The organism is Streptomyces sp. NPDC104831 (genome assembly GCF_055583025.1).
The window spans coordinates 1-20,025 of the sequence record NZ_JBVJOT010000031.1 but is presented as its reverse complement, the minus strand read 5'-3'; the positions used below and the strand labels follow the sequence as shown (position 1 = coordinate 20,025).

14 protein-coding genes are annotated in these 20,025 nt (G+C 73.9%); 4 read left to right on the top strand and 10 right to left on the bottom strand.

The annotated features are described in order from the left end of the window. Positions 1-92: 92 nt before the first annotated feature. On the bottom strand, positions 93-1,058 hold the full coding sequence (locus ACZ63H_RS21560) for a hypothetical protein (protein ID WP_469867322.1): 966 nt from the start codon (positions 1,056-1,058) through the stop codon (positions 93-95). 163 nt (positions 1,059-1,221) lie between these two features. Between ACZ63H_RS21560 and ACZ63H_RS21555 the strand changes: the two genes are divergently transcribed. Both ACZ63H_RS21555 and ACZ63H_RS21550 read left to right on the top strand, forming a co-directional pair. Next, positions 1,222-1,386: a hypothetical protein gene (locus tag ACZ63H_RS21555; protein WP_469867320.1), complete on the top strand. Its 165-nt coding sequence runs from the start codon at positions 1,222-1,224 to the stop codon at positions 1,384-1,386. Positions 1,387-1,577: 191 nt separating this feature from the next. Beyond that, on the top strand, positions 1,578-1,862 hold the full coding sequence (locus tag ACZ63H_RS21550; protein ID WP_469867318.1) for a heavy-metal-associated domain-containing protein: 285 nt from the start codon (positions 1,578-1,580) through the stop codon (positions 1,860-1,862). A 100-nt stretch (positions 1,863-1,962) separates the two neighbouring features. On the opposite strand, the gene ACZ63H_RS21545 is transcribed toward ACZ63H_RS21550, so the two are convergent. From ACZ63H_RS21545 to ACZ63H_RS21505, 9 genes are all read right to left on the bottom strand, one after another. Next, a complete protein-coding gene (locus tag ACZ63H_RS21545) occupies positions 1,963-2,523 on the bottom strand; it encodes a pyridoxamine 5'-phosphate oxidase family protein (RefSeq protein ID WP_469867316.1) in 561 nt (186 codons plus the stop codon). 76 nt (positions 2,524-2,599) lie between these two features. Continuing rightward, a complete protein-coding gene (locus ACZ63H_RS21540; protein ID WP_469867314.1) occupies positions 2,600-3,835 on the bottom strand; it encodes a cytochrome P450 family protein in 1,236 nt (411 codons plus the stop codon). Positions 3,836-3,989: 154 nt separating this feature from the next. Further along, positions 3,990-5,585: an MFS transporter gene (locus ACZ63H_RS21535; protein WP_469867312.1), complete on the bottom strand. Its 1,596-nt coding sequence runs from the start codon at positions 5,583-5,585 to the stop codon at positions 3,990-3,992. Between the two features lie 149 nt (positions 5,586-5,734). Beyond that, entirely contained in the window at positions 5,735-6,397 is a 663-nt protein-coding gene (locus ACZ63H_RS21530; RefSeq protein WP_469867310.1) for a thiaminase II/PqqC family protein, read from the bottom strand. Next, positions 6,394-8,256: an acyl-CoA dehydrogenase family protein gene (locus ACZ63H_RS21525; RefSeq protein ID WP_469867308.1), complete on the bottom strand. Its 1,863-nt coding sequence runs from the start codon at positions 8,254-8,256 to the stop codon at positions 6,394-6,396. The genes ACZ63H_RS21530 and ACZ63H_RS21525 overlap by 4 nt, the downstream gene beginning before the upstream one ends. 11 nt (positions 8,257-8,267) lie before the next feature. Further along, entirely contained in the window at positions 8,268-9,326 is a 1,059-nt protein-coding gene (locus ACZ63H_RS21520) for a methyltransferase (RefSeq protein WP_469867306.1), read from the bottom strand. Positions 9,327-9,395: 69 nt separating this feature from the next. Then, entirely contained in the window at positions 9,396-10,157 is a 762-nt protein-coding gene (locus ACZ63H_RS21515) for an N-acetyltransferase (RefSeq protein WP_467938910.1), read from the bottom strand. Positions 10,158-10,204: 47 nt separating this feature from the next. Beyond that, positions 10,205-10,990 (bottom strand): leucyl/phenylalanyl-tRNA--protein transferase, encoded by a 786-nt coding sequence (locus ACZ63H_RS21510; protein ID WP_469867304.1) that lies wholly within the window; start codon positions 10,988-10,990, stop codon positions 10,205-10,207. Between the two features lie 7 nt (positions 10,991-10,997). Further along, on the bottom strand, positions 10,998-14,027 hold the full coding sequence (locus ACZ63H_RS21505; RefSeq protein ID WP_469867302.1) for an amino acid adenylation domain-containing protein: 3,030 nt from the start codon (positions 14,025-14,027) through the stop codon (positions 10,998-11,000). Positions 14,028-15,017: 990 nt separating this feature from the next. Between ACZ63H_RS21505 and ACZ63H_RS21500 the strand changes: the two genes are divergently transcribed. Both ACZ63H_RS21500 and ACZ63H_RS21495 read left to right on the top strand, forming a co-directional pair. Beyond that, a complete protein-coding gene (locus ACZ63H_RS21500; RefSeq protein WP_469867300.1) occupies positions 15,018-18,128 on the top strand; it encodes an amino acid adenylation domain-containing protein in 3,111 nt (1,036 codons plus the stop codon). Positions 18,129-18,134: 6 nt separating this feature from the next. Next, positions 18,135-20,025: AMP-binding protein (locus ACZ63H_RS21495; RefSeq protein ID WP_469867298.1), on the top strand; the 1,891-nt coding region annotated here is incomplete at its 3' end.

Sequence of the window (20,025 nt, the reverse complement as noted above, 5' to 3'; positions counted from 1 at the left end):
GCGGGGGACGGCGGTTGACGATCGCGTGGCCCGGCTGTGGCACGGCTGTCACACGGTGCGGACGGTGTCACGGCCCGGGGGCCCGGCCGTGCTCAGTGGCTGTGCTCGGAGTGCTCCCCGGGCTGCGGGGAGGCCGACGCGGAGGTGTCCGGCGCCTGTGCCGGCCGGCCCGCCCGGACGGTGAACGCGGCGGTGTGCACCTTGCCGGCGTGCTTGAAGTCGAGGAACAGCCGGTAGGTGCCGGTGCTCGGCGCCGTCGTGGTGAACGAGATGTCCGGCCCCGGCCGGGTCCTGCCGTCGCCGGGCTCGCCGCCCGGGTGCACGTGCAGGTAGCCGAGGTCCCCCGCGCGCAGTGCCACCAGGTGGCCGTAGGCCCCGAGGTAGGGCTGGAGGTCGCGCACCGGCTTGCCGTTCCTGCTCACGCCGAGCGTCAGTTCACCGGCCCGGCCCGGGGTGAGGTCTCCGCGGAGGCCGACCCGGTATCCGTCGACCTCGGCCGTGGCGGCGGGGGCGGGGAGCGGCGCCGGCTCGTAGGCGCCGGAGGCGGTGAGGTCGGCGCCGAGGGTCAGTCCTTCGCCGCCGGCGGGCGTGAAGTCGGCGAAGACCCGGTAGACCCCGGCCTTCGGCAGCGTCACGGGGGTGGACCAGGTGCCGTCGGCGGCGCGCGTCGGGTGCAGGTGCCGATAGTCGGTCAGGTCCCGGGAGGCGACGATCAGGTGCAGCTCCTTGGTGTGCTCCTCCTTATAGGCGGTGAGCGGGCGTCCGGTGGCGTCCCGTACGACCGCGAAGCGCAGGCCGGCCTTCCGGCCCGCCGTGACGGCCGGGGTCTTCAGGTCGAGGGTGTAGCCCCGCTCGGAGGTCTGCAGCCCGCCGGGCGCCGCCGCCGGGCCGGAGCCGGCCGCGGGTTCCCGGTCCGGCGCGCCGCCCGCGTGGCCGTCGTGTGCCGCGTTCTCGGTCTGGAGGGAGATCTCGCCGACCCCGCCGCCGACGCCGTAGGCGACGCCGAACGCCGCGGCGAGCGCGGCGGCGAAGGCGGTGATCCGCAGCCCGGTGTTCATGGTGACTCCTCGTCTGATCGCTGCCCGCAGGGCGGCCCGATGACCTTCAACATACCCCAGGGGGGTACAGAGTCAAGTCGTGGACCGCCTTGCTCTCGATACGGGCAGGGGGTATGGGTGGGAGGCGGCTTCTCCTGTCCGCGCACCACGAAAGGAACCGAGAATGACCCCTTCTCTCCTCCGCAAGGGAGTCGAACACCCCGTGACCCGCATGGCGGCCGTCGCGCTCCTCCAGGCTCTGGCCGCGCACCTCGGCCGGCCGGGTCCGGGCCGGTCGCCCTCGCCCGTCTGCGGCTGCCGGGCGCTCGGCGGGCGCGCCGGGTCATGACGGGCCGTGCGTCCCCCGGCGCCGCCTCGGGCGGCGCGGTCCCGTCCGGGGGTCCGTCCGGCCCGGGGGCCGGACGACTTGCAGCCGTATAGGGGTAGGGGGTATACCTGTGCTTCGTCGGCGCTTGCGATACCCCAACCCACTAGGGGTATCGGGCGCCCCGTCTCATCACCATCCCCAGGAGGAAGCCCATGTCGTCCTGCTGCAGCCCCGACGGCAGCTGCCACTCCGGCTCGACCGCCACCCAGATCACCACCGACGCCACGAAGACCGTCTACGCCGTGACGGGCATGACCTGCGGTCACTGCGAGGCCGCCGTCAGCAAGGCCGTCGGCGGCGTCGACGGTGTGCTGTCGGTCGAGGTGGACGTGAAGACGGGCCGGGTCACCGTGGTCGCCAAGGACACCCCCGACGACGCGCTGATCGCCCAGGCCGTCGACGAGGCCGGATACGCGCTGGCCGGCCGCGCCGCCTGACGCCGACCGAGACGCTCCTCGCCGCGGTGCGAGGAGCGATCCGGCCGGGCCCGCGCAATCCCCCGTCGGCGGGCCCGGCCGGATCAGACGTCCCCCGGGCTCAGGGGGACACCGCGCGCACCCGCGCGCGGGCGGACAGCCGGGCCTGGGTGCCGGCGTCCAGGGGCAGTTCGATCCTGCGGTCGATGCGGTCCTCCTCCCAATGACGGGTGTCGACCAGCCACCAGCGCTCGACGTCGACCCGGTACAGGCGGTGCGGCGCGGCCCCGCGCAGCCGCTCCGGCGGCAACTGCCACCGCGCACGCTGCCCGGGGTCGGGGAACACCGTCTCGTAGAACGGCGCGTAGTACGCCGCCAGCCGGTCGGGGCCGATCTCCGTGCAGCGGCCGGTGAACTGCGCACCGTCCACGGACGCGATGGCCACCCCGGCGGCGCCCTCGGTCACGAACAGCGAACCGCTCACCCGGGGGTCGGCGCGGAGGTCGCCGCCGTGCCGGGAACCGGTGGACGAACCGAAGACGAAGTGCAGCGGACCGGCGAACCAGGCGTATTCCAGCGTGGCCACCCACGGGGCTCCGTCCCGCGCGGTGGCCAGGTTCAGGTAGCGGGCCCGGTCCAGCAGGTGTGCGGTCCGGTCGATCAGGCTCTCGTCGAACGCCATGCGGGACCTCTCGCTGTCGTGCCGCGGCGCCGCGGCGGATACGGGTTCCGCGGGGCGAACCCGCGGCGGGACGTGTTCACTTGTGCCGCAGGAAGACCGGCAGCGACGCGACGTCGTTGCCGATGAAGGTCTGCCCGGGCGGGACGTCCTCCGGGTCGACGGCCAGGGCCAGCCGCGGGAACCGGTCGAACAGCGCGGGCAGCGCGATCCGGGCCTCCAGCCGGGCGAGGTGCGAGCCCGGGCAGAAGTGCGCGCCGAGGCCGAAGGCGAGGTGGTCCTTGTCCTCGCGGTCGATGTCGAAGGTCTCCGGATCGTGGTGCACCCCGGGGTCCCGGCCGTGGGCGCCGTAGCAGATCAGGATGGCGTCCCCGGCGCGCACGACCACTCCCTCGCCGAGGTCGATGTCCTCCTTGGCCCAGCGCATGGGCAGGTGCATCACCGGGCAGTGCACCCGCAGCGACTCCTCGATCGCGTCGTCCCAGCGTTCCGGGTCCGCCTGGAGGACGCTCAACTGGTCGGGACGGGCCAGGAGTTCGCGGACGGTGTGATTCAGGAGGTTGATGGTGGTCTGGCTGCCCCCGCCGATCATCAGCAGCAGGGTGGACACCAGCTCGTGCTCGTTCAGGGACTCCTCGCCCTCCTCGCGCGCGGCGAGCAGGAAGCTGGTGAGGTCGTCGGCCGGCGCCTTGCGCCTGGTGGCGATCAGCAGGTGCATCGCGGCCACCAGGTCGTTGTACAGCGCGACCGACTCCTCCTCGGTCAGGCCCGTCTTGGCCACGGCCCGGAACACGCGCAGCACCTCGGGCCGCTGGTCGTCCGGGATGCCGAAGAGGTCGCAGATGACCTGGGTGGGCACGCTGTAGGAGAACTCCTCGTGCAGGTCCACCGGTTCGTCGCCGGGCCGCTCGGCCAGCTGGTCCAGCAGCATCGTGACGTCCGCCTCGATGTGCGAGCGCAGCCGTTCCACCCGGCGCGGGGTGAAGGCCGGGGTGATCAGCTTGCGCAGCCGCGCGTGCTCGCGCCCGTCCGCCGTGGCCATGGAGTCCAGGTCGACCCACGGGGACAGCCAGGGCACGGAACCGGGCTGGTAACCCGGCACGGTCTTCTTCAGGTCCCGGGACACACCGGGGTGGGTCAGGAGCATCCGTACGACGTCCCCCCGGGACACCGACCAGGCCGACACCCCCTCGGGGAGCCGCACGGGAACGGCGGGCCCCAGCGACCGCAGGCGTTCGACCTGCGCGTACATGCACCGGCCGCCCTTGTTGTCGAGTGTCTCGGTGGGAGCTGCGCTGAAGGGGATCACTGACACTGTGTGCCTCCTGATGGGGGCCGGACGAGGCGGCCGGCGCGGATCGGGTCCGCACCGGCCGCCACGTCCGGCGGTGTTCATTCGAATTCGGTGTGCATGCCGTTCTGTCGGTGCCGTGTCGGGGATGTCGGCCGGCCGGCCCGGGTGCCGTCGGTCAGTCGGAGTCCGCGGCGGGGACCGACGGGGCCGGGCTCGCCTCGGAGGGTGCGGTGCCGGGCACCGCCGAGCCGGTCGGCGGCACATGGCGCAGCGAGACCGCCGCGGCGACGGCACCCGCCGCCGCGATCACCGCGGCCGTTCCGGCGGCGACGTTGAGCCCGCTCGTGAACGCGTCCCGGGCCGCGCCCAGCAGCTCGTCCCCGACCCGGCCGGGCAGTTCCCGGGCGGCGGCCACGGCGCCGTCGAGGTTCTCCCGGGCGGCGGAGGCGGCCGGCTTCGACAGGCCGTCGGGCAGCTTGTCTTCGACACCGTCGCGGTAGACGGCGGTGCCGATGCTGCCGATGACGGCGACGCCCAGCGAGATGCCGAGGTCGTTGACGGTCGACGCCAGGCCGCCGGCCGCGCCCGCCTTCTCCGGCGGCACCGAACCGACCACGAGGTCCGTGGTCAGCGCCATGGACGGGGAGACCGCCGGGTAGAGCACGATGAAGCCGGCGATGACCCAGGGCAGCCCGGTGGTGCTGTCGATCAGGGTGAACAGGACGTAGCCGACGACCTGGACGGCGAGTCCGGTGGCGATGACGTACCCCGGCCGGACGCGCCGGGCGAGGACCGGGGAGCGCATCGCGACCACGATCAGGACGAGGGCCGCGGGCAGGATCGCGAACCCGGTCTTCAGCGGCGAGAGGGCCTTCACCAGCTGGAGGTACTGGGTGAACATCAGATACACGCCACCCAGGCCCATGGCCGACAGGATGAAGACGCCCAACGCCCCGCTGACCGTCCGGTTCTTGAACAGCCGGACGTCCAGCAGCGGCTCGGCGGAGCGCAGTTGGCGCACGACGAACACGACGCCGAAGAGCAGGCCCACCACCACGGCCAGGGCCGAGACCAGCGGCGAGTCGGTGGTGGCGAACGACTTCACGCCGTAGATCAGCGGCAGCAGCGTCAGCAGCATGAGCAGCGCGCTGAACAGGTCCAGCCGGCCCGTGCTCGGACCCTGCCGGCCCGGCAGCAGCAGGGGCGCGCCGATGACCACGACCGCCATCACCGGGACGGCGACGAAGAACGTCGCCCGCCAGGAGAACGCCTCCAGCAGCAGACCGCTGAGCAGCGGGCCGAGCGCGACACCGGCCGAGATGGCCGCCGCCCAGGTGCCGATGGCGACGCCCCGCTGCTTCGGGTCCTGGAACATCGTGAAGATCAGGCCGAGCGTGGTCGGCATCTGCATGGCCGCCGCCACGCCGAGCAGCGCGCGCCAGACGATCATCAGCTCGGGTGAGTCGGTGAAGGCCGCCGCCGCCGAGATCAGGCCGAACAGCAGGGCTCCGGTGATCAGCAGGTTCCGGTGGCCGAAGCGGTCGGCCACCGTACCCATGAGCACCAGCAGGCTCGCCATCAGGAAGCCGTAGATGTCCAGGATCCACAGTGTCTGCGTGCTGCTGGGCCGCAGATCCGCCGCGAGATAGGGGATGGCCAGGAACAGGATGGTCAGCATCATGAACAGCAGGAGCGCGGGGAGGACCAGCAGGCCCAACGCGGCCCACTGCTTACCCCCTGCTCGTAACTGCGGACTTCCTGCCGAAGACATCAGCACTCCTCTCCTCGTCGAGACCTGCGACACGACCGCGCCGCGGCACGGCCACCGGCACACAGGCATACCCCCACCGGGTATTGCAGTGAACATACGGATGGGGGGTATGGGTGTCAAGCCGGTCGGACGGCCGGGGCCCCGGGTGCTCAGCCCGTGCCGAGACCGTGTGCCAGGCAGTTCCAGAACGCGGTCTCCAGCGCGTGCACGGTCCGTGCCGCGCGCACGGCGGCCACCGGGTCGTCCCCGCCGGCCAGGCCGTCCGCCAGCGTCGCCGTCGCCTGGTCCAGCAGGGCCTGCGGGGTGTCGGCGAAGTAGCGGAAGTGTTCGAGGGCCCGCTCCTCGATGCCGTACCGCGCCACCAGGGCGTCGGCCACCCGGACATAGGTCTCGGTGGACTCCTCCACGTTCGCCAGCAGGGCCAGCGCGGTGTCGCTCGCGGTGCCGTACAGCGCCGACCGCGTCAGGTAGGCCGGATACGCCTGGGCGAGCGGCCGCGGTTCGTAGGCCCGCAGTTCCTCGGGGGTGAGGCCGACCGCCGTCGCGAAGTCCCCGAGCAGTTCCAGGGCCTGTCCCTCGCCCTGGGCCATGGCCAGGAACAGGTCCCCGGCCGGTGCCGCGGGGAAGCGGGACGCGAGCAGCGCGAAGCTGCGGCGGTCGCTGCCGACCAGGTGGTACAGCTCCCCGGCGAGCCACTTGAGCCGTTCCCCGGGCATGCGGCCCTGTTCGAGCACGTCGAGGAAGCGGTTGGGCTCGGCGTCCTCGGCGATCCGCAGCCGCGCCGCCTCCAGGACGTCCGTCGCGGTTCTCACCGGGTCCTCCTCGTCGCTTCGTCGGTGGGCCGGGCCGTTCCCGTCTTTCCGGCCGGCCGGATGATCCGCCGCAGGTTCGGTCCCGTCGCCGGTCCCGGCCGCTGCTCGGCGATCCAGGGACCGTCCACGGAGACGTCCACCACTCCCTCCTCCAGCCAGGCGTGACGGCCGTCCAGGACCTGCTCCGTCACCGCGCGGTCCGTCGCGTCGGTGTTCTCGCCGAGCCGGGCCAGCAGTCCGGCCACCCGCAGCCGCGCCTGGCGGCAGAAGGCGTCGGCGAGTTCGGCCGGGGAGCCGCCCGGCCCGCCGAGAGCCCGGGCGTAGACACAGCTCGCGCTCATCGCGTACAGCTCGGCGCCGATGTCGACGATCCGTCCGAGGAACCGCTGCCGCCCGTCCAGACCGTCGTCCTCGGATCCGGTCCCGGGTCCGGCCCCGGCGGCGACCGCGGCGAGCTCGCCGGCGATACGACGGCTGGTCCGGGCGACGAACTCCAGGTGGGCGTCCAGCACATCGCCGTCCCGGTCCGGGCCGGCGGGCGTCCCGTCACCCGCTTCCTCCCCGGTTCCCGCCGCGGCGCGGTGGGCCTCGATCAGGTCGTGGGCGAGGAAGGACCGCAGCGCCTCGCTGGAGCCGTCGAAGATGCGGCCGATCCGCACGTCCCGCAGTTGCTGCTCGACCGGGACGCCGCGTTCGCCCCGGGCGACGGCCGAGCCGGCCGTTTCGTAGCCGCGGCCGCCCCGGAGCTGCACCAGCTCGTCGGCGACCAGGCACGCCTGTTCCGACGCGAACAGCTTGGCCAGCTCCGCGTCCAGCCGGGTGTCGGTGTCACCGGCCTCCGCGCGCCGGGCGACGACCTCGACCACCGCCTCCAGCGCGAAGGCGGTCGCGGCGATGAAGGCCACCTTTCCGGCCACCGCGTCGTGCCGGGCGATGGGCCGCCCGAACTGCACCCGGGCGGCGCTCCACTGCCGGGCGATCCCGAGGCTCCACTTGGCCGCGGCGGCGCTCGCGGCCGGCAGCGACAGCCGCCCGGTGTCCTGCGCGGCGAGGGCGATCGCGAGCCCCTCGCCCTCCGCGCCGATCCGGTGGCCCGCCGGCACGGCCACCCGGTGCAGCCTCACGCAGCCGTTCTCCAGTCCGCGCAGCCCGAGGAAGGAGTTGCGCCGCTCCACCGTCACGCCGGGCGAGTCCGCCTCGACGACGAACGCCGTCATCCCTCCCTCGCCGCCGTCCCCGGCGGGTACGACCGCCATGACCACCAGCAGGTCGGCGACCACCCCGTTGGTGGTCCACGTCTTCACCCCGTCGAGTACATAGCCGTCCGAGGCCGGGTCGTACACGGCCGTGGTGTGCATGCGGAACGGGTCGTTGCCGATGTCGGCCTCGGTGAGGGCGAACGCGGAGATCTCCCGCACGCACCGCGGCAGGAACGTCCGCTTCTGCTCCTCGGTCCCGAACAGCAGCAGCGGCTGCGCCAGCCCGATCGCCTGGTGGGCGGCGAGCAGTTCGCTCAGCGCCGGGTGCGTCGTACTGGTGAGCATCAGGGCGCGCAGGTAGCAGCGGGTGGACAGGCCCAGCCCGCCGTACCGGCGCGGGAGCCGGACGGCGAACGCGCCGATGTCCTTGAGCCCCTCGATCACCTCGTCCGGGACACGGTCCTCGCGCTCGATCGCCGCGCTGTCGACCTCCTTCTCGCAGAAGTCCCGCAGGCGTGCGAGGAAGCGCTCCTCCTCCGGGGGCAGCCGCCGTGGGTCGCCCGCCGGGAGGGTGAGCGGTTCCGCGTGCGGCCGGCCGAGGAACAGCCCGGTGGCGAACCCCGGCCGGCCGGTGCCGGCCGGGGCCTGCGGCTGCGTCATCCCCTGCGCCGTCATGCCGCGGCGGAGGGGACGGCCTCGATGACCGACAGCGGTCCGGCCTGCCCCGCACCGACCGACCGCACGGTGAACCCGGTCTCCTGGAGCAGCGCCCGGAACTCGTCCTCGGTACGCTCCTGGCCGCCGGTCGTGACCATCATGTTGACGTCGGTGAAGTACGCGACGGGCGCGGAGGTGTCGGCGGTCCCGGGCAGGACCGTGCCGACGATCAAGAGGGTGGCGGTGTCGGGCATGTGGGCCCGGACCGTGCGCAGGATCGCCCGGGCCTCGTCGTCGCCCCAGTCCTGGAACACGCTCTTGATGATGTACAGGTCGCCGTCGCCCGGCACGGACTGGAAGAAGTCCCCGGACCGCACCTCGCACCGGTCGCCGAGACCGGCCTTGCCCAGGGTGGCCGGTGCCTCCGCGACACCGCTCGGGCTGTCGAAGACGATGCCCCGCAGCCCGGGCCGGGCCTGGAGGATCGCGGAGAGCAGGGTGCCGTCGCCACCGCCGAGGTCCACCACGGTACCGGTCCCGGGGAAGTCGTAGCCCGCGGCCAGCTGCGCGGCCGAGAGCCGGGACTCCTCGCTCATCGCCTCGTTGAACAGGGTGCTGGTCTCGCCGTGCTGGGCCAGCCAGTCGTAGACGCCCATCTCGTAGACGTGGTCGAAGGCGCGCTCGCCGGTGGTGACCGTGTGGCGCAGGCTCTGCCAGGACGTGAGGAAGATGGGGTGGCTGAACATCCTGGCGAACTTGTGCAGCGAGTCGGGGGAGTCGGAGCGCAGCTGGGAGCCGATGTCGGTCAGCGCGAAGCGGCCCGGCTCCGTCTCCTCGGCGATGCCGACGGCGACCAGCATGCGCAGCAGCCGCCGCAGCGAGGGCTCGTGCGTACCGGTGGCGTCGGCCAGCTCGCCGCTGGTGCGCGCGCCCGTGCCGATGAGGTCCGCGAGGCCCAGCTCGGCGGCCACGCCGATGCCGTGCGCGGTCATGTAGCCGCCGATCCGCTCGATCAGGGCGGCTCGGAGATCCAGTTTGCCGGTGGCGAGGACGTCCTGCCCAGTCGTGCTCATGGTCGTACTCCTTCTCGTGAGGTCGCTCGGGGAGAGTGGGGGATACCGGTGGGTGTGCCCGCCGGTTCGTCAGGGGAGCCGGCCGGTGAGGCGGTGCCGGACCCAGACGTTGGGTTCGACGTACACGGCGTGGTCGTGGGTGGTGTTCACGGTGAGCGGGGTCAGGGCGCCGGGCAGTTCCACGGGCCCGTCGGTGTCCAGGGGCAGCCCGGTCCACTCCCGCCACTGGGCCAGGCTGCCCGAGATGGTCATGGACGCCGGGCACACCCGCAGCACCTCGCCGCCGACCCGTACGTGCACCCGCAGCCAGGGGTCCTCGGGCAGCCCGTCGGACCGGCGCAGCGCGATGTACTCGCCCAGCGGCAGCCCCGGGTGCCGGTGCTTGCCGCTGGGCCGCACCGGGCCCACCAGGTCGCCGAACCCCTTGGCGCGGGCGTGGCCGATCAGGGCGCGCAGGGCGTACACGGACATGTTCCGCGCGAGGCGGTCCGGGACGATGGCGATCTCCAGCGCGCACAGCGCGGTGAGTTCGCGGCCGGCGGCGGTGTCGGACAGGCACAGGCGCAGCGCCTCGTCCCAGCCGGTGTCGGGCAGCCCGTCCGGGTCGCCGTCCCAGGCGAAGGGCACGCTGGCCGCCCGGGCGACGACGCGGTCCTCCTCGTCCAGGACGACGAGCTGGTGCTCGGCGTGACGGCGCAGCGCCCAGTCCACGAGGAGCGGATCGGGGCGGATGTAGGCGGGCCACGACGATTCCATCGTGATCATCGCCTCTTCCAGGTCGGGCCGCTCGGCGAGGCTGGTCACGCGCAGGCCGGTGCTGGTGGTGCTCATGGCATTGCTCCCGTCGGTGGGCGCGGGCACGGTCGTGGTGGTGGTCCTCACCCGGCGAGCCGGCGGGCGGGCAGCCGCTCCGTGGGCAGCGGCCGGACGTCGCGCCGCCCGGCGAGCAGGGCGAGGTAGCGCGCCCGGGGGATCGGCCGCGCGCCCAGGAGCCGCACGTGGTCGCCGTCGCGCTGGACGTCGACGGCCACCCCGCCGGCCGCGGCGAAGCGCCGGGTCAGATCGGCGACGGCGGTCTTGCCCGCCCCGCTGCGCACGGTGAACTGGGAGTCGGCGCTGAACACGGAGCCGACCCGGACGCCGAAGGTGCCGCCGATCAGTTCGTCACCGTCCCACACCTCGACGCTGTGCGCGTGGCCGAGTTCGTGCAGCACGCACAGGCCGCCCAGCAGGTCGTCGGTGAGCCACTGCTCGCTGCGTCCGGAGCGGCACTGGCGGACCACCCGTTCGAAGCACAGGTCCGCCGTCGTGGTCCAGTCCGGCGTGCTGCGCAGTTGCCGGCGCAGGCTGCGCTGGAGGCGGGCCTGGCCGACGTGGATGACGGGCCGCGGGTCGGGGGAGCACCAGGCGATGGAGTAGGGCTCGTCGCCGCCGGGCAGCACCTTCACCGCACCGGCGGCGACATCGGCCTCGTAGATCAGCTCGTTGACGATCCGCTGTTCGGCCGTCGCCGCCGGGAAGGGGTACAGGCCGCGCCGGTAGGCGGCGAGCAGGGACTGGGGGCCGAGGTCGCCCCCGAAGGCAACGGGCCCGTCCGCCGGGCCGCCGCGGACGTCCAGCGATTCCCACAGGCCGCCGGTACGCGCCAGCGTACGGATGTACACGTCCACCTCACAGGAAGTCGATGGAGGTCAGGTACCGGATGTAGCGGTCGAGCATCTCCGCGTCCACGGGCGGGATCTCGATGCCGCTGCCGCGCAGCGCGTTCTCGACGTTGTCCCGGCCGAACACGGGGAACGTCGTCTCCAGGTACATCTCGGCCACGCTCATCTCGCCGGTGGAGCAGCGGTCGATGAACAGCGGGGCGAACGGGGTCATGGGGTGGTCGGGCCGCTCGATCGCGGTCCTCACGATCCCGTCGATCCACTCCTCCCAGGGCACCTCGCGGATGGTGTGCCCGTGCGCCCGCAGCCGGTCGGCCAGCACCGAGACGTTCACCTTCCCGGGATTGGTCAGGTGGTAGACCTCGCCCGCCGGCAGCTTGGCGGACGCGATGTGCAGCAGCGCGGCGGAGTAGCAGTCGACCGGGGTGTAGTCGAGGGGGAGTTCGGCGACGGGGGAGGTGCCGGTGTCGACGATGAACTTCTTCATCGCGCACATCTCGGTGGCCGTGTTCCAGGCGCCGGTCGTGCGGTCGCCGGAGATGTCGGCGGCCCGGTAGACGGCGACCGGCAGGCCCTGCTCGGCCGCGTTCAGCAGCAGCCCCTCGGCGACCCACTTGCTCTCCACGTATCCCACCGACAGCCGGTCCGGGTGGTCGAGCGGGGTCCGCTCGGTGACGTGCCGGACGCCGGCGGTGCCGAAGCCGGAGACCACGGCCATGGTGGAGACGTAGTGCACGGGGATGTTCCGGTACCGTCCGGCCATCCGGATGATCTCCCGGGTGCCCTCGACGTTGGTCGGGCGCATGTGGGAGTAGGGGTAGATGAAGTTGACCAGCCCGCCGGGGTGGTGGATGACGTCGACCACCCGGGCGAAGTGGTCGAACTCGGCCTCGCTCAGCCCGAAGCGCGGCCGGTCCAGGTCGCCGGGCACGACCGCGATCCGCCCGGACGCCACGTGCTCGGCCAGGTCCTCGGCGAGATAGCGCCGCGCGGTGGCCTGGACGCGCTCGACGGCGTGCCGGGCGTCGCGGGCCCGCACCAGGCAGTGCACGGTGGCGCGGGTGGTCCGCAGCAGATCGCGCAGCAGGTAGACGCCGAGGAAGCCGGTGGCCCCGGTGAGGAAGACATGGTCCGGGTCCGCCCACGCCGTCTCCCCGGCGGGCCGCGCCTGGATCGGCACGCCGACGGCGGTGTCCGCCCACAGGTCGGTCGGGGCCGCGCCGTCCGCGCTGAGCGTGCCGGCCCGGGCCGACTCCACCGCGGCGGCGAAGCCGCGCAGCGTGGCGTCGTCGAGCAGCAGCCGGATCAGCGGACGCACCTGGGTGATCAGGACGCCGAGCGAGGCCCGTACCTTCGCCATCAGCTCGGCCGCGAGGATCGAGTTGCCGCCCAGGTCGAAGAAGTTGTCGCCCGGCTCCACCGACTCGACGCCGAGCACCTGGCACCACAGGCCGGCGACGGCGCGCTCGGCCAGGCTCGCCGAGGACGCCCCGGCACCGGCCGCCGGACCGGACGCGGGCGGCTCGGACGGGTCGGGCAGCGCGGCGAGGTCGACCTTGCCGTGCGCGGTCGTCGGCATCGCGTCGAGCCGGACGAACCGGGCCGGGACCATGTAGGCGGGCAGCCGGCGGGCGACGAAGGCGCGCAGTTCCCCGGGGTCGAGCCGGTGCGGGGCGCGCCGGGCGGTGAAGTAGGCGACGAGCTGTTCCTCCCCCCGGTGGGTGAAGGACGTGACGGCGGCGTCGTCGAGGAGGTCGTGCGCGGACAGGGTCGCCTCGATCTCGGCGGGTTCGACGCGGAAGCCGCGGATCTTGAGCTGCCGGTCGGCCCGCCCCACGATCTCCAGGTAGCCGTCGGGAGTCCAGCCGCCCAGGTCGCCGGTGCGGTACACGGTCCCGGTGTCCGCCGCCGCGCCCGGCAGGGTCACGAACCGCTGCCGGCTCTGTGCCTCGTCGGCGAGGTAGCCCTGGGCGACGCCGGCGCCGCCCAGGTAGATCTCGCCGTGCCGCCCGGCCGGGACCGGGTTCAGGTCCTCGTCCAGCACATGGACGACGGTCCCGGGCAGCGGCCGTCCGACGGGCGCGGGGCCCTGCGCCGGCAGCGCCTCCGGGGTGATCTCCATGGTGCAGGAGGTGATCGTCGTCTCGGTCAGCCCGTAGGCGTTGACGAGGCGGGAGCCCGGCATCAGCCGCAGGGCGGTCCGGCAGTCCTCGGCGTGCACCGCGCTGCCGCCCACGATGGTGAGCCGTACCGGCAAGTCGACGGATTCGCGGGCCAGTTCGGCGAGGAAGGCACGCCAGTAGGGCGGGGTCAGGTCCATGACCGTGATGCCGAGCGACACCAGGCGGCCGGGCAGTTCGCTCGGTGCCCAGGCGTACTCGGGCAGGACGAGGGTCGCGCCGTGGAGCAGGGTGTTGAGGATCTGCTCGACGGAGGTGTCGAAGGAGAGCGCGGCGAACTGCAGCACCCGGTCCCCCGGCCCCACGCCGTACCGTTCGTTGACGCTGCGGCACAGGTGGGCGAGGGAGGCGTGGGCCACCCGTACGGCCTTCGGGGAACCGGTGGATCCCGAGGTGTAGATGACGTAGGCGGTGTCCGTGGGCCCGACGGCGGCGGGCCCGGCGCCGGGGGAGTCCCCGGCGGTCCCGGCCGCCGGGTCCAGGGTGGTGACCGGCAGGCCGGCGAACCGGCCGGCGTGCTCGGGGCGGGTGACGGCGACCGCGCAGCCCGTCTCCTTGACGTAGGCGGCGATCCGGTCGTCCGGGACGCCCGGCTCCACCGGAAGGTAGGCCGCTCCCGCCTTGAGCGTCGCGAGGAGCGACACGACGAGGTCGATGGAGCGCTCCAGGTGGACCAGGACCACCGATCCGCGCCCCGCGCCGCGGGCCCGCAGCCGGTGTGCCAGCCGGTCCGCGGCCGCGTCGAGTTCGGCGTAGCCGATCCGGCGGCCGTCGTGTTCCACCGCTGTCGCCTCGCCACGAGCCGCCGCCACGGCGGCGAAGCGCTCGTGTGCGTACGGCTTCCCGATGATGTCCATGAGTCCTCTCGTCCAGTGCGGGTGTGAGAACGCTGACGTGTCCGCCGACGCGCGTGGGCGCAGGGCGAACTCGTGCCTGGGATGGGGCCGGCCCCGGGGGAACGCGCAGCAGGCCGGGGTGCCGGTGTGCAGTGAATCCGTTGGCTGTGGGCGGAAATCGGAAATCAGAAGGAAGAGGCCGCCGCGCCCGGGATGCGGCGGGCGCGCGGCTGCGTCCCGGCGGCCACGCGGAACGGGTTCGGCCGGCTCGGGGAAATCGGGTGGGCGAGTCGATCGGCCCCGGAGGTGTCAGCGCGCCCCGGCGCCGTCACAGACAGCGGTGTGCGGTCGCGATCGGTCCCTGCATCGTCGATGTCTCCATCGTTGCCGTCCCCCATCTCCCAACCGAACGTCAGTTGCTGTGCCCGGGTACTCGACCCGGCGCCGACTGTGCTCTGTTGCGACCGTGCCGAGGAAACCCTAAGGGGGCAGGCGTTGTCAACGGGGGAAGATCCCCTTTCCGGAGAGGGGAAGCGGGGGCGGAGACGGGGTCGCGCGGACGAAAAGAGAGGAGTGAAGCCCTCCCGCCCGGGTGGGCGGCAAAGAGCGGGGGGCCGGTAATCGAGCGGTAATCCGATGTGCCTCGGGGACCGGTCCGGCCCCTGTCTCCGTGCTCAAACACCTTGCTTCCCCTAGGGGGTATGGGTATAAGTGATGCGGCACAGGACTCCAATCCGCATGCGGGGGCGGCTTTTGCGCAACTTCTCTGGACCCGGCCAAGGCCGGCCGTGCCCCGCTCCGATTTCCGAAATGGCAGGACTGGGCCGCCGTCGCTGACGCCCGGACATTGACGTCCGGTTGACCGGCGATTATCCGCGACATTCCGGGCGTCGGCCGCGATATCCATGACCGGCCCGATCTCCCGCCCTTCGTCCGCCGCACGGTTCCCGGTACCCCCGCTCCGACGTCGACCGCCGACCCGCCGCTGTTCGGCCGCACCTGGAGAACGCCATGAGCCACGCTCCGTCCTGGGACGGACTGATCGAGGACCGCTTCCGCGCACAGGCCGACGCACACCCCTTGAGCCCGGCACTGGTCGCGGACGGCACCACCCTGACCTACCACCGGCTCCGGCACCGGGCGGAGACGGCCGCGGCCGGGCTGCGCCGGCTGGGCGTGACCCGCGAGACCCTGGTCGGCCTGGCCTTCGACCGGTCCGCGGACTCCATCGTGGCGCTGCTCGCCATCGTGCTCGCCGGCGGCGCCTACGTCCCCCTCGACCCCGCCTATCCCGAGCACCGGCTCGGCCGGATCACCGAAGCGGCGCGCTTACGGCTCGTGGTCTGCCCCGACCCGGTGCGCGAGCGGTTCACCGCGCCGCGGCCGGCCACCACCCACGGCCTCGGGGAACTGCTCCGCCTCGGGGAGCGGGACGACACGCCCGTACCCGCGGCCGGACCGCTCCCCGCCGGGCGCTCCCCACTGGCCTACGTCATGTTCACCTCCGGCAGCACGGGCCGTCCCAAGGGCGTGATGGTCGAACACCGCGGAGTGCTCCGGCTGGTCACCGACACCGACTACGTCGACTTCTCCCCCCGCCGGCACGTGCTCCAGGCCGCCTCGCTCGCCTTCGACGCGGCCACCTTCGAGATCTGGGGCGCCCTGCTCAACGGCGCCTGTCTGCACGTCGTCGACCAGGAGACGGCGGTCGTGCCCTGGCGCCTGGAGCGGGCGCTGCGCGAGGGCGGCATCACCCTGGCCTGGGTGACCGCCCCGCTCTTCCACCGCGTGGCGCAGGAACACCCCGCCGCCTTCGCCGCCCTCGACACCCTGGTGACCGGCGGCGACGTCGTCTCGCCCGGACACGTGGCACGGGTGCGCGCGGCCTGCCCCGGGCTCACCGTCGTCAACGGCTACGGCCCCACCGAGAACACCACCTTCACCACCACCTTCCCCGTCCCCGACGCGAACGACGGCCCGCTGCCCATCGGCCGCCCGATACCCGGCACCACGGTCCGGGTGTGCGACGAGCGGGGCCGCCCGGTCCCGCCCGGCACCACCGGCGAGCTGTACGTCGCCGGCGCCGGCCTCGCCCGCGGCTACCTGGCCGACCCCGCCCTCACCGACCGCGCCTTCGTCACCCTGGACGGCGTACGCCACTACCGCACCGGCGACCTCGTCCACGCCGACGAGGACGGACTGCTGCACTTCCACGGCCGCCGGGACGACCAGGTCAAGATCCGCGGGCACCTCGTGGAGCCGGCCGAGGTCAACGCCGCGCTGCTGGCCCTGCCGGGCGTGACCGACGCGCACACCCGGGTGGTCGGCGAGCCCGGCGGGGAACGCTTCCTGACCGCGTACGTGGTCGCCCCCGGCGAGGACACCGAGGAGATCCGCCGCCGGCTGCGCGAGCGGCTGCCCGGCTACCTCTGCCCCGACCGGTTCGTCCGGCTGGACCGGCTGCCCCTGACCGCCGCCGGCAAGGTCGACCGGCACGCCCTGCCCGTCCCGGAGCGCGCACCCGCACCCCCGGCACCGGCCCGCGAACCGAACGCGGCAGAGAGGCGGTTGGCCCGCCTGTGGGCGGACGTCCTGGAGCTGGATCCCGCGGACCTCGGCCCCGACGCCGACTTCCTCGCGCTCGGCGGCGACTCCCTGCGCCTGGGCGTCCTCCTCGGCCGGCTGCACCGGGACGCCTCGGTGCGGCTGGGCTACGCCGAGGCGTTCGCGGCGACCACGCTCGCCGCCATGGCCCGCGCCGTCGCGGCGGCCGCCCCGGCACCCGTCGAGGACCTGCCCGCCCCGGCACCCGGCGCGGCCCCCCTGCACCCGCAGCAGCAGGGCCTGTTCACCATCTGGCAGGCCGAACCCGGCTCCCTGGCCTACAACATCCCCGTCCGGGTGGAGCTGACCGGCCCGCTGGACCCCGGCCGGCTGCGGGACGCGCTCACCGAGGTGGTCGCCCGCGAAGAGGCGCTGCGGATGCGGTTCACCGTCGACGGCACCGGCGTGGCACAGGAACCGGACCCGCCCGCCGCACCGGAGTTCACCGTCCTGGACGCGCCCGACGAGGCCGCCGTACGCGCCTTCGTGCGCCCCTTCGCACCCCACCGGCCCGACGGCTCCCCGCTGCTGCGCGCCCTGCTGGTGCGCACCGGGGCGCCGGACCGGCACGAGCTGTACCTCGACACCCACCACATCGTCTTCGACGGGGTCTCGCTGCGGCTGCTGCTGGAGAAGCTGCTCACCGCCCACGACGGCGCGCCGCTGCCCGAGCGGACCACCGGCTACCGGACCGCGGCCCGCTGGGCCCACGAGCGGGCGGCCCGGGGCGCCGACGCGGACGACGAGGCCTACTGGCTGCGCCGGCTGGCCGGGGCGCCCACCGAGCCCGTCCTGCCCGTGGACCGCCCCCGCGGACCGCACCGGGCCACCCGGGGCGCCGTCGTGACCGCCGTCCTGGACGCGGGCCGGCTGGCCGGGGTGCGGGCGGCCGTACGACGGCACCGCAGCACCCCGTTCGGCGTGCTGTTCGCCGCCTGGGCCGCCGCCCTCGCGCGGCTGTCCGGCCGCCGTGACTTCGTCGTCGGCACCCCCACCAGCGGCCGGACGCGCCCGGAGTTCGCCGACGTCGTCGGCATGTTCGTCAACACCGCCTGCCTGCGGGTACGGCTGGAGCGGGACACCACCCTGGACGCGCTGGTCGCCCAGGCGGACCGGCTGGCCGCCGAGGCGCTGTCCCACCAGGGACCGCCGTTCCCGCAGCTCGCCCGGCGGCTCGACCTGCCGCCCGACCCCGCCCGCAACCCCCTGTTCGACGTGCTCTTCGCCCTCCAGGACATCGACTTCCACGTCGTGCGCTCGGCGGGCCTGACCGCGCGCACCCACCTGCTGAACCCCGGCACCACCCGGTTCGACCTCAACCTCCAGGCGTACCTGCGCCCCGACGAGGTGCGACTCGACCTGGAGTACGCCACCGACCTCTACGACCACGCGTCCGCCGCCCTGCTCCTGGACGAGTACCTGGCGGCGCTCGACGACCTGCTGACGGACCCCACGGCCCCGGTGCGCCGCACGGCCACCGCGACACCCGCCGCGCACCTCCCGGACTTCGACCTCTGATTCGCCGTGACGACGCAGACGAAGGACACCATGACCACCCCGTTCCAGCTCAGCCGCGCCCTGCAGGCCCATCCGGAGCAGGCCGGGTACTGGCGGTCCCGCCTCGCCGCCTGGGAGCAGCCCACCCTGCTGCCGCGCGACTTCCTCGCCCACACCGCCGACGCCGCGCGGACGGACCAGACGGACCAGGCGGACCGGACGGACCGCGCAGCCGTCGCCGCCCACGACCGGATCACCGTCCCGCTGCCCGCAGGCTGCGCCGCCCGCTGCCGGGAACTGACCCGCGACCAGCCCGCCCTCGCCCGCGTCCTCACCGGCGCCGTCCTCGCCGTGGCCGCCGCCCGGGCCACCGACACCGAACAGGTCCAGGTCGTCACCGGGCACCCGCGCCCCGGCACCGGCGAGACGGTCGCCTTCCCGCTCGGCCTGACCGTCACCCGGGACGGCACCCTGCGCCGGCTGCTCGGCGCCGCCCGCACCGCCTACCAGGAGGCCACCGGACACCTGGACATCCCGGTGGCCCACCTCCTGCGGACCGAGGACCGCCTCCCCACCGACCTCGCGGCCGGCGCCGACGGCGACCTCCCCGCCGCCGCGGCCGACGAGGCCGGCTGCGTCGTCCAACTGGACGTACGGCTGCGCGCGGACGAGCCGCACCTGTCCCTGCGCTACCGCGCCGACCTGTTCACCGAGGCCACCGCGCACCGCCTGGCCGCCGCCTGCGCCCGGCTGCTCGCGGCGACCACCCACGACCCGGACGCCCCCTTCGGCCCCCTCCTCGACGCCGACCCCGCCGAACGCGAGGAGATCGCCCGCTTCAACGCCACCACGGCGGACCTGCCCGAGGACGCCACCCTGCACGGCTTCCTGGCCGCGCAGGCGGCCCGCACCCCCGACCGGATCGCGATCCGCGACGACGGCACCACCTACGCGGAACTCGACCGGCGCGCCAACCAGCTCGCCCACCGGTTACGCGACGCAGGCGTACGCCCCGGCACCGTCGTCGGCGTCTGCCTGCCGCGCGGCCCGCTCGCGCTCACCGCCGTCTACGCGGTCCTCAAGGCCGGCGGAGCCTACCTGCCCATCGACCCGACGCTGCCCGCCAACCGCGTCGCCTACCTGCTGGAGCACAGCGCCGCCGGCGTCGTGGTCGGCGACGCCGCCACCCGCGCCGCACTGCCGTACACCGGGACCTTCGTCGACGCCGGCGCACCCGGCGCCCTCGACGGCGACGCGCCCGCCCCCGGGGACAGCGCCGGACCGCACGACCTGTGCTACGTCATCTACACCTCCGGCTCCACCGGCCGCCCCAAGGGCGTGATGCTGGAACACCGCGCCGTCGTCAACCGGCTGGTGTGGATGCAGCGCGCCTACCCGCTCGCCCCCGACGACGTGATCCTGCACAAGACGCCGTTCGGCTTCGACGTGTCCGTGTGGGAGATCTTCTGGTGGGCGCTGGCCGGAGCCGCCGTGTGCACCCTGCCGTCCGGCCACGAGAAGGACCCCGCGGCCCTGGTCGCCCGGATCGCCGAACACCGCGTCACCACCGTCCACTTCGTGCCCTCGATGCTCCAGGCGTTCCTCCAGTACGTCGCCGGGGACAGCGCCGCCCTGCACCGGCTGCGCCGGGTCTTCGCCAGCGGCGAGGCACTGGGCACCACCCACGCCGTCCGCTTCGCCGACCTGCTCACCGCGCCCCACGGCACCGCGCTCGTCAACCTCTACGGCCCGACGGAGGCCGCGGTCGACGTCACCCACTTCCCGTGCGCCGGCCTCGATCCGCGCCGGCCGGTCCCGGGCGGGCGGCCCAGTGACACACCCGTGGTGGGGGGGGGTAACCCCCCCCGCAACACCACCACCACCACAGCCCCCCACACAACCCCCACCCGCGGCAACG

Excerpts from the sequence above, each read along its gene's own strand:
- ACZ63H_RS21505 (WP_469867302.1), bottom strand. The coding sequence starts at position 14,027 with ATGGACATCATCGGGAAGCCGTACGCACACGAGCGCTTCGCCGCCGTG.
- ACZ63H_RS21550 (WP_469867318.1), top strand. The coding sequence starts at position 1,578 with ATGTCGTCCTGCTGCAGCCCCGACGGCAGCTGCCACTCCGGCTCGACC.
- ACZ63H_RS21555 (WP_469867320.1), top strand. The coding sequence starts at position 1,222 with ATGACCCCTTCTCTCCTCCGCAAGGGAGTCGAACACCCCGTGACCCGC.
- ACZ63H_RS21500 (WP_469867300.1), top strand. The coding sequence starts at position 15,018 with ATGAGCCACGCTCCGTCCTGGGACGGACTGATCGAGGACCGCTTCCGC.
- ACZ63H_RS21545 (WP_469867316.1), bottom strand. The coding sequence starts at position 2,523 with ATGGCGTTCGACGAGAGCCTGATCGACCGGACCGCACACCTGCTGGAC.
- ACZ63H_RS21535 (WP_469867312.1), bottom strand. The coding sequence starts at position 5,585 with ATGTCTTCGGCAGGAAGTCCGCAGTTACGAGCAGGGGGTAAGCAGTGG.
- ACZ63H_RS21520 (WP_469867306.1), bottom strand. The coding sequence starts at position 9,326 with ATGAGCACGACTGGGCAGGACGTCCTCGCCACCGGCAAACTGGATCTC.
- ACZ63H_RS21560 (WP_469867322.1), bottom strand. The coding sequence starts at position 1,058 with ATGAACACCGGGCTGCGGATCACCGCCTTCGCCGCCGCGCTCGCCGCG.
- ACZ63H_RS21525 (WP_469867308.1), bottom strand. The coding sequence starts at position 8,256 with ATGACGCAGCCGCAGGCCCCGGCCGGCACCGGCCGGCCGGGGTTCGCC.
- ACZ63H_RS21515 (WP_467938910.1), bottom strand. The coding sequence starts at position 10,157 with ATGAGCACCACCAGCACCGGCCTGCGCGTGACCAGCCTCGCCGAGCGG.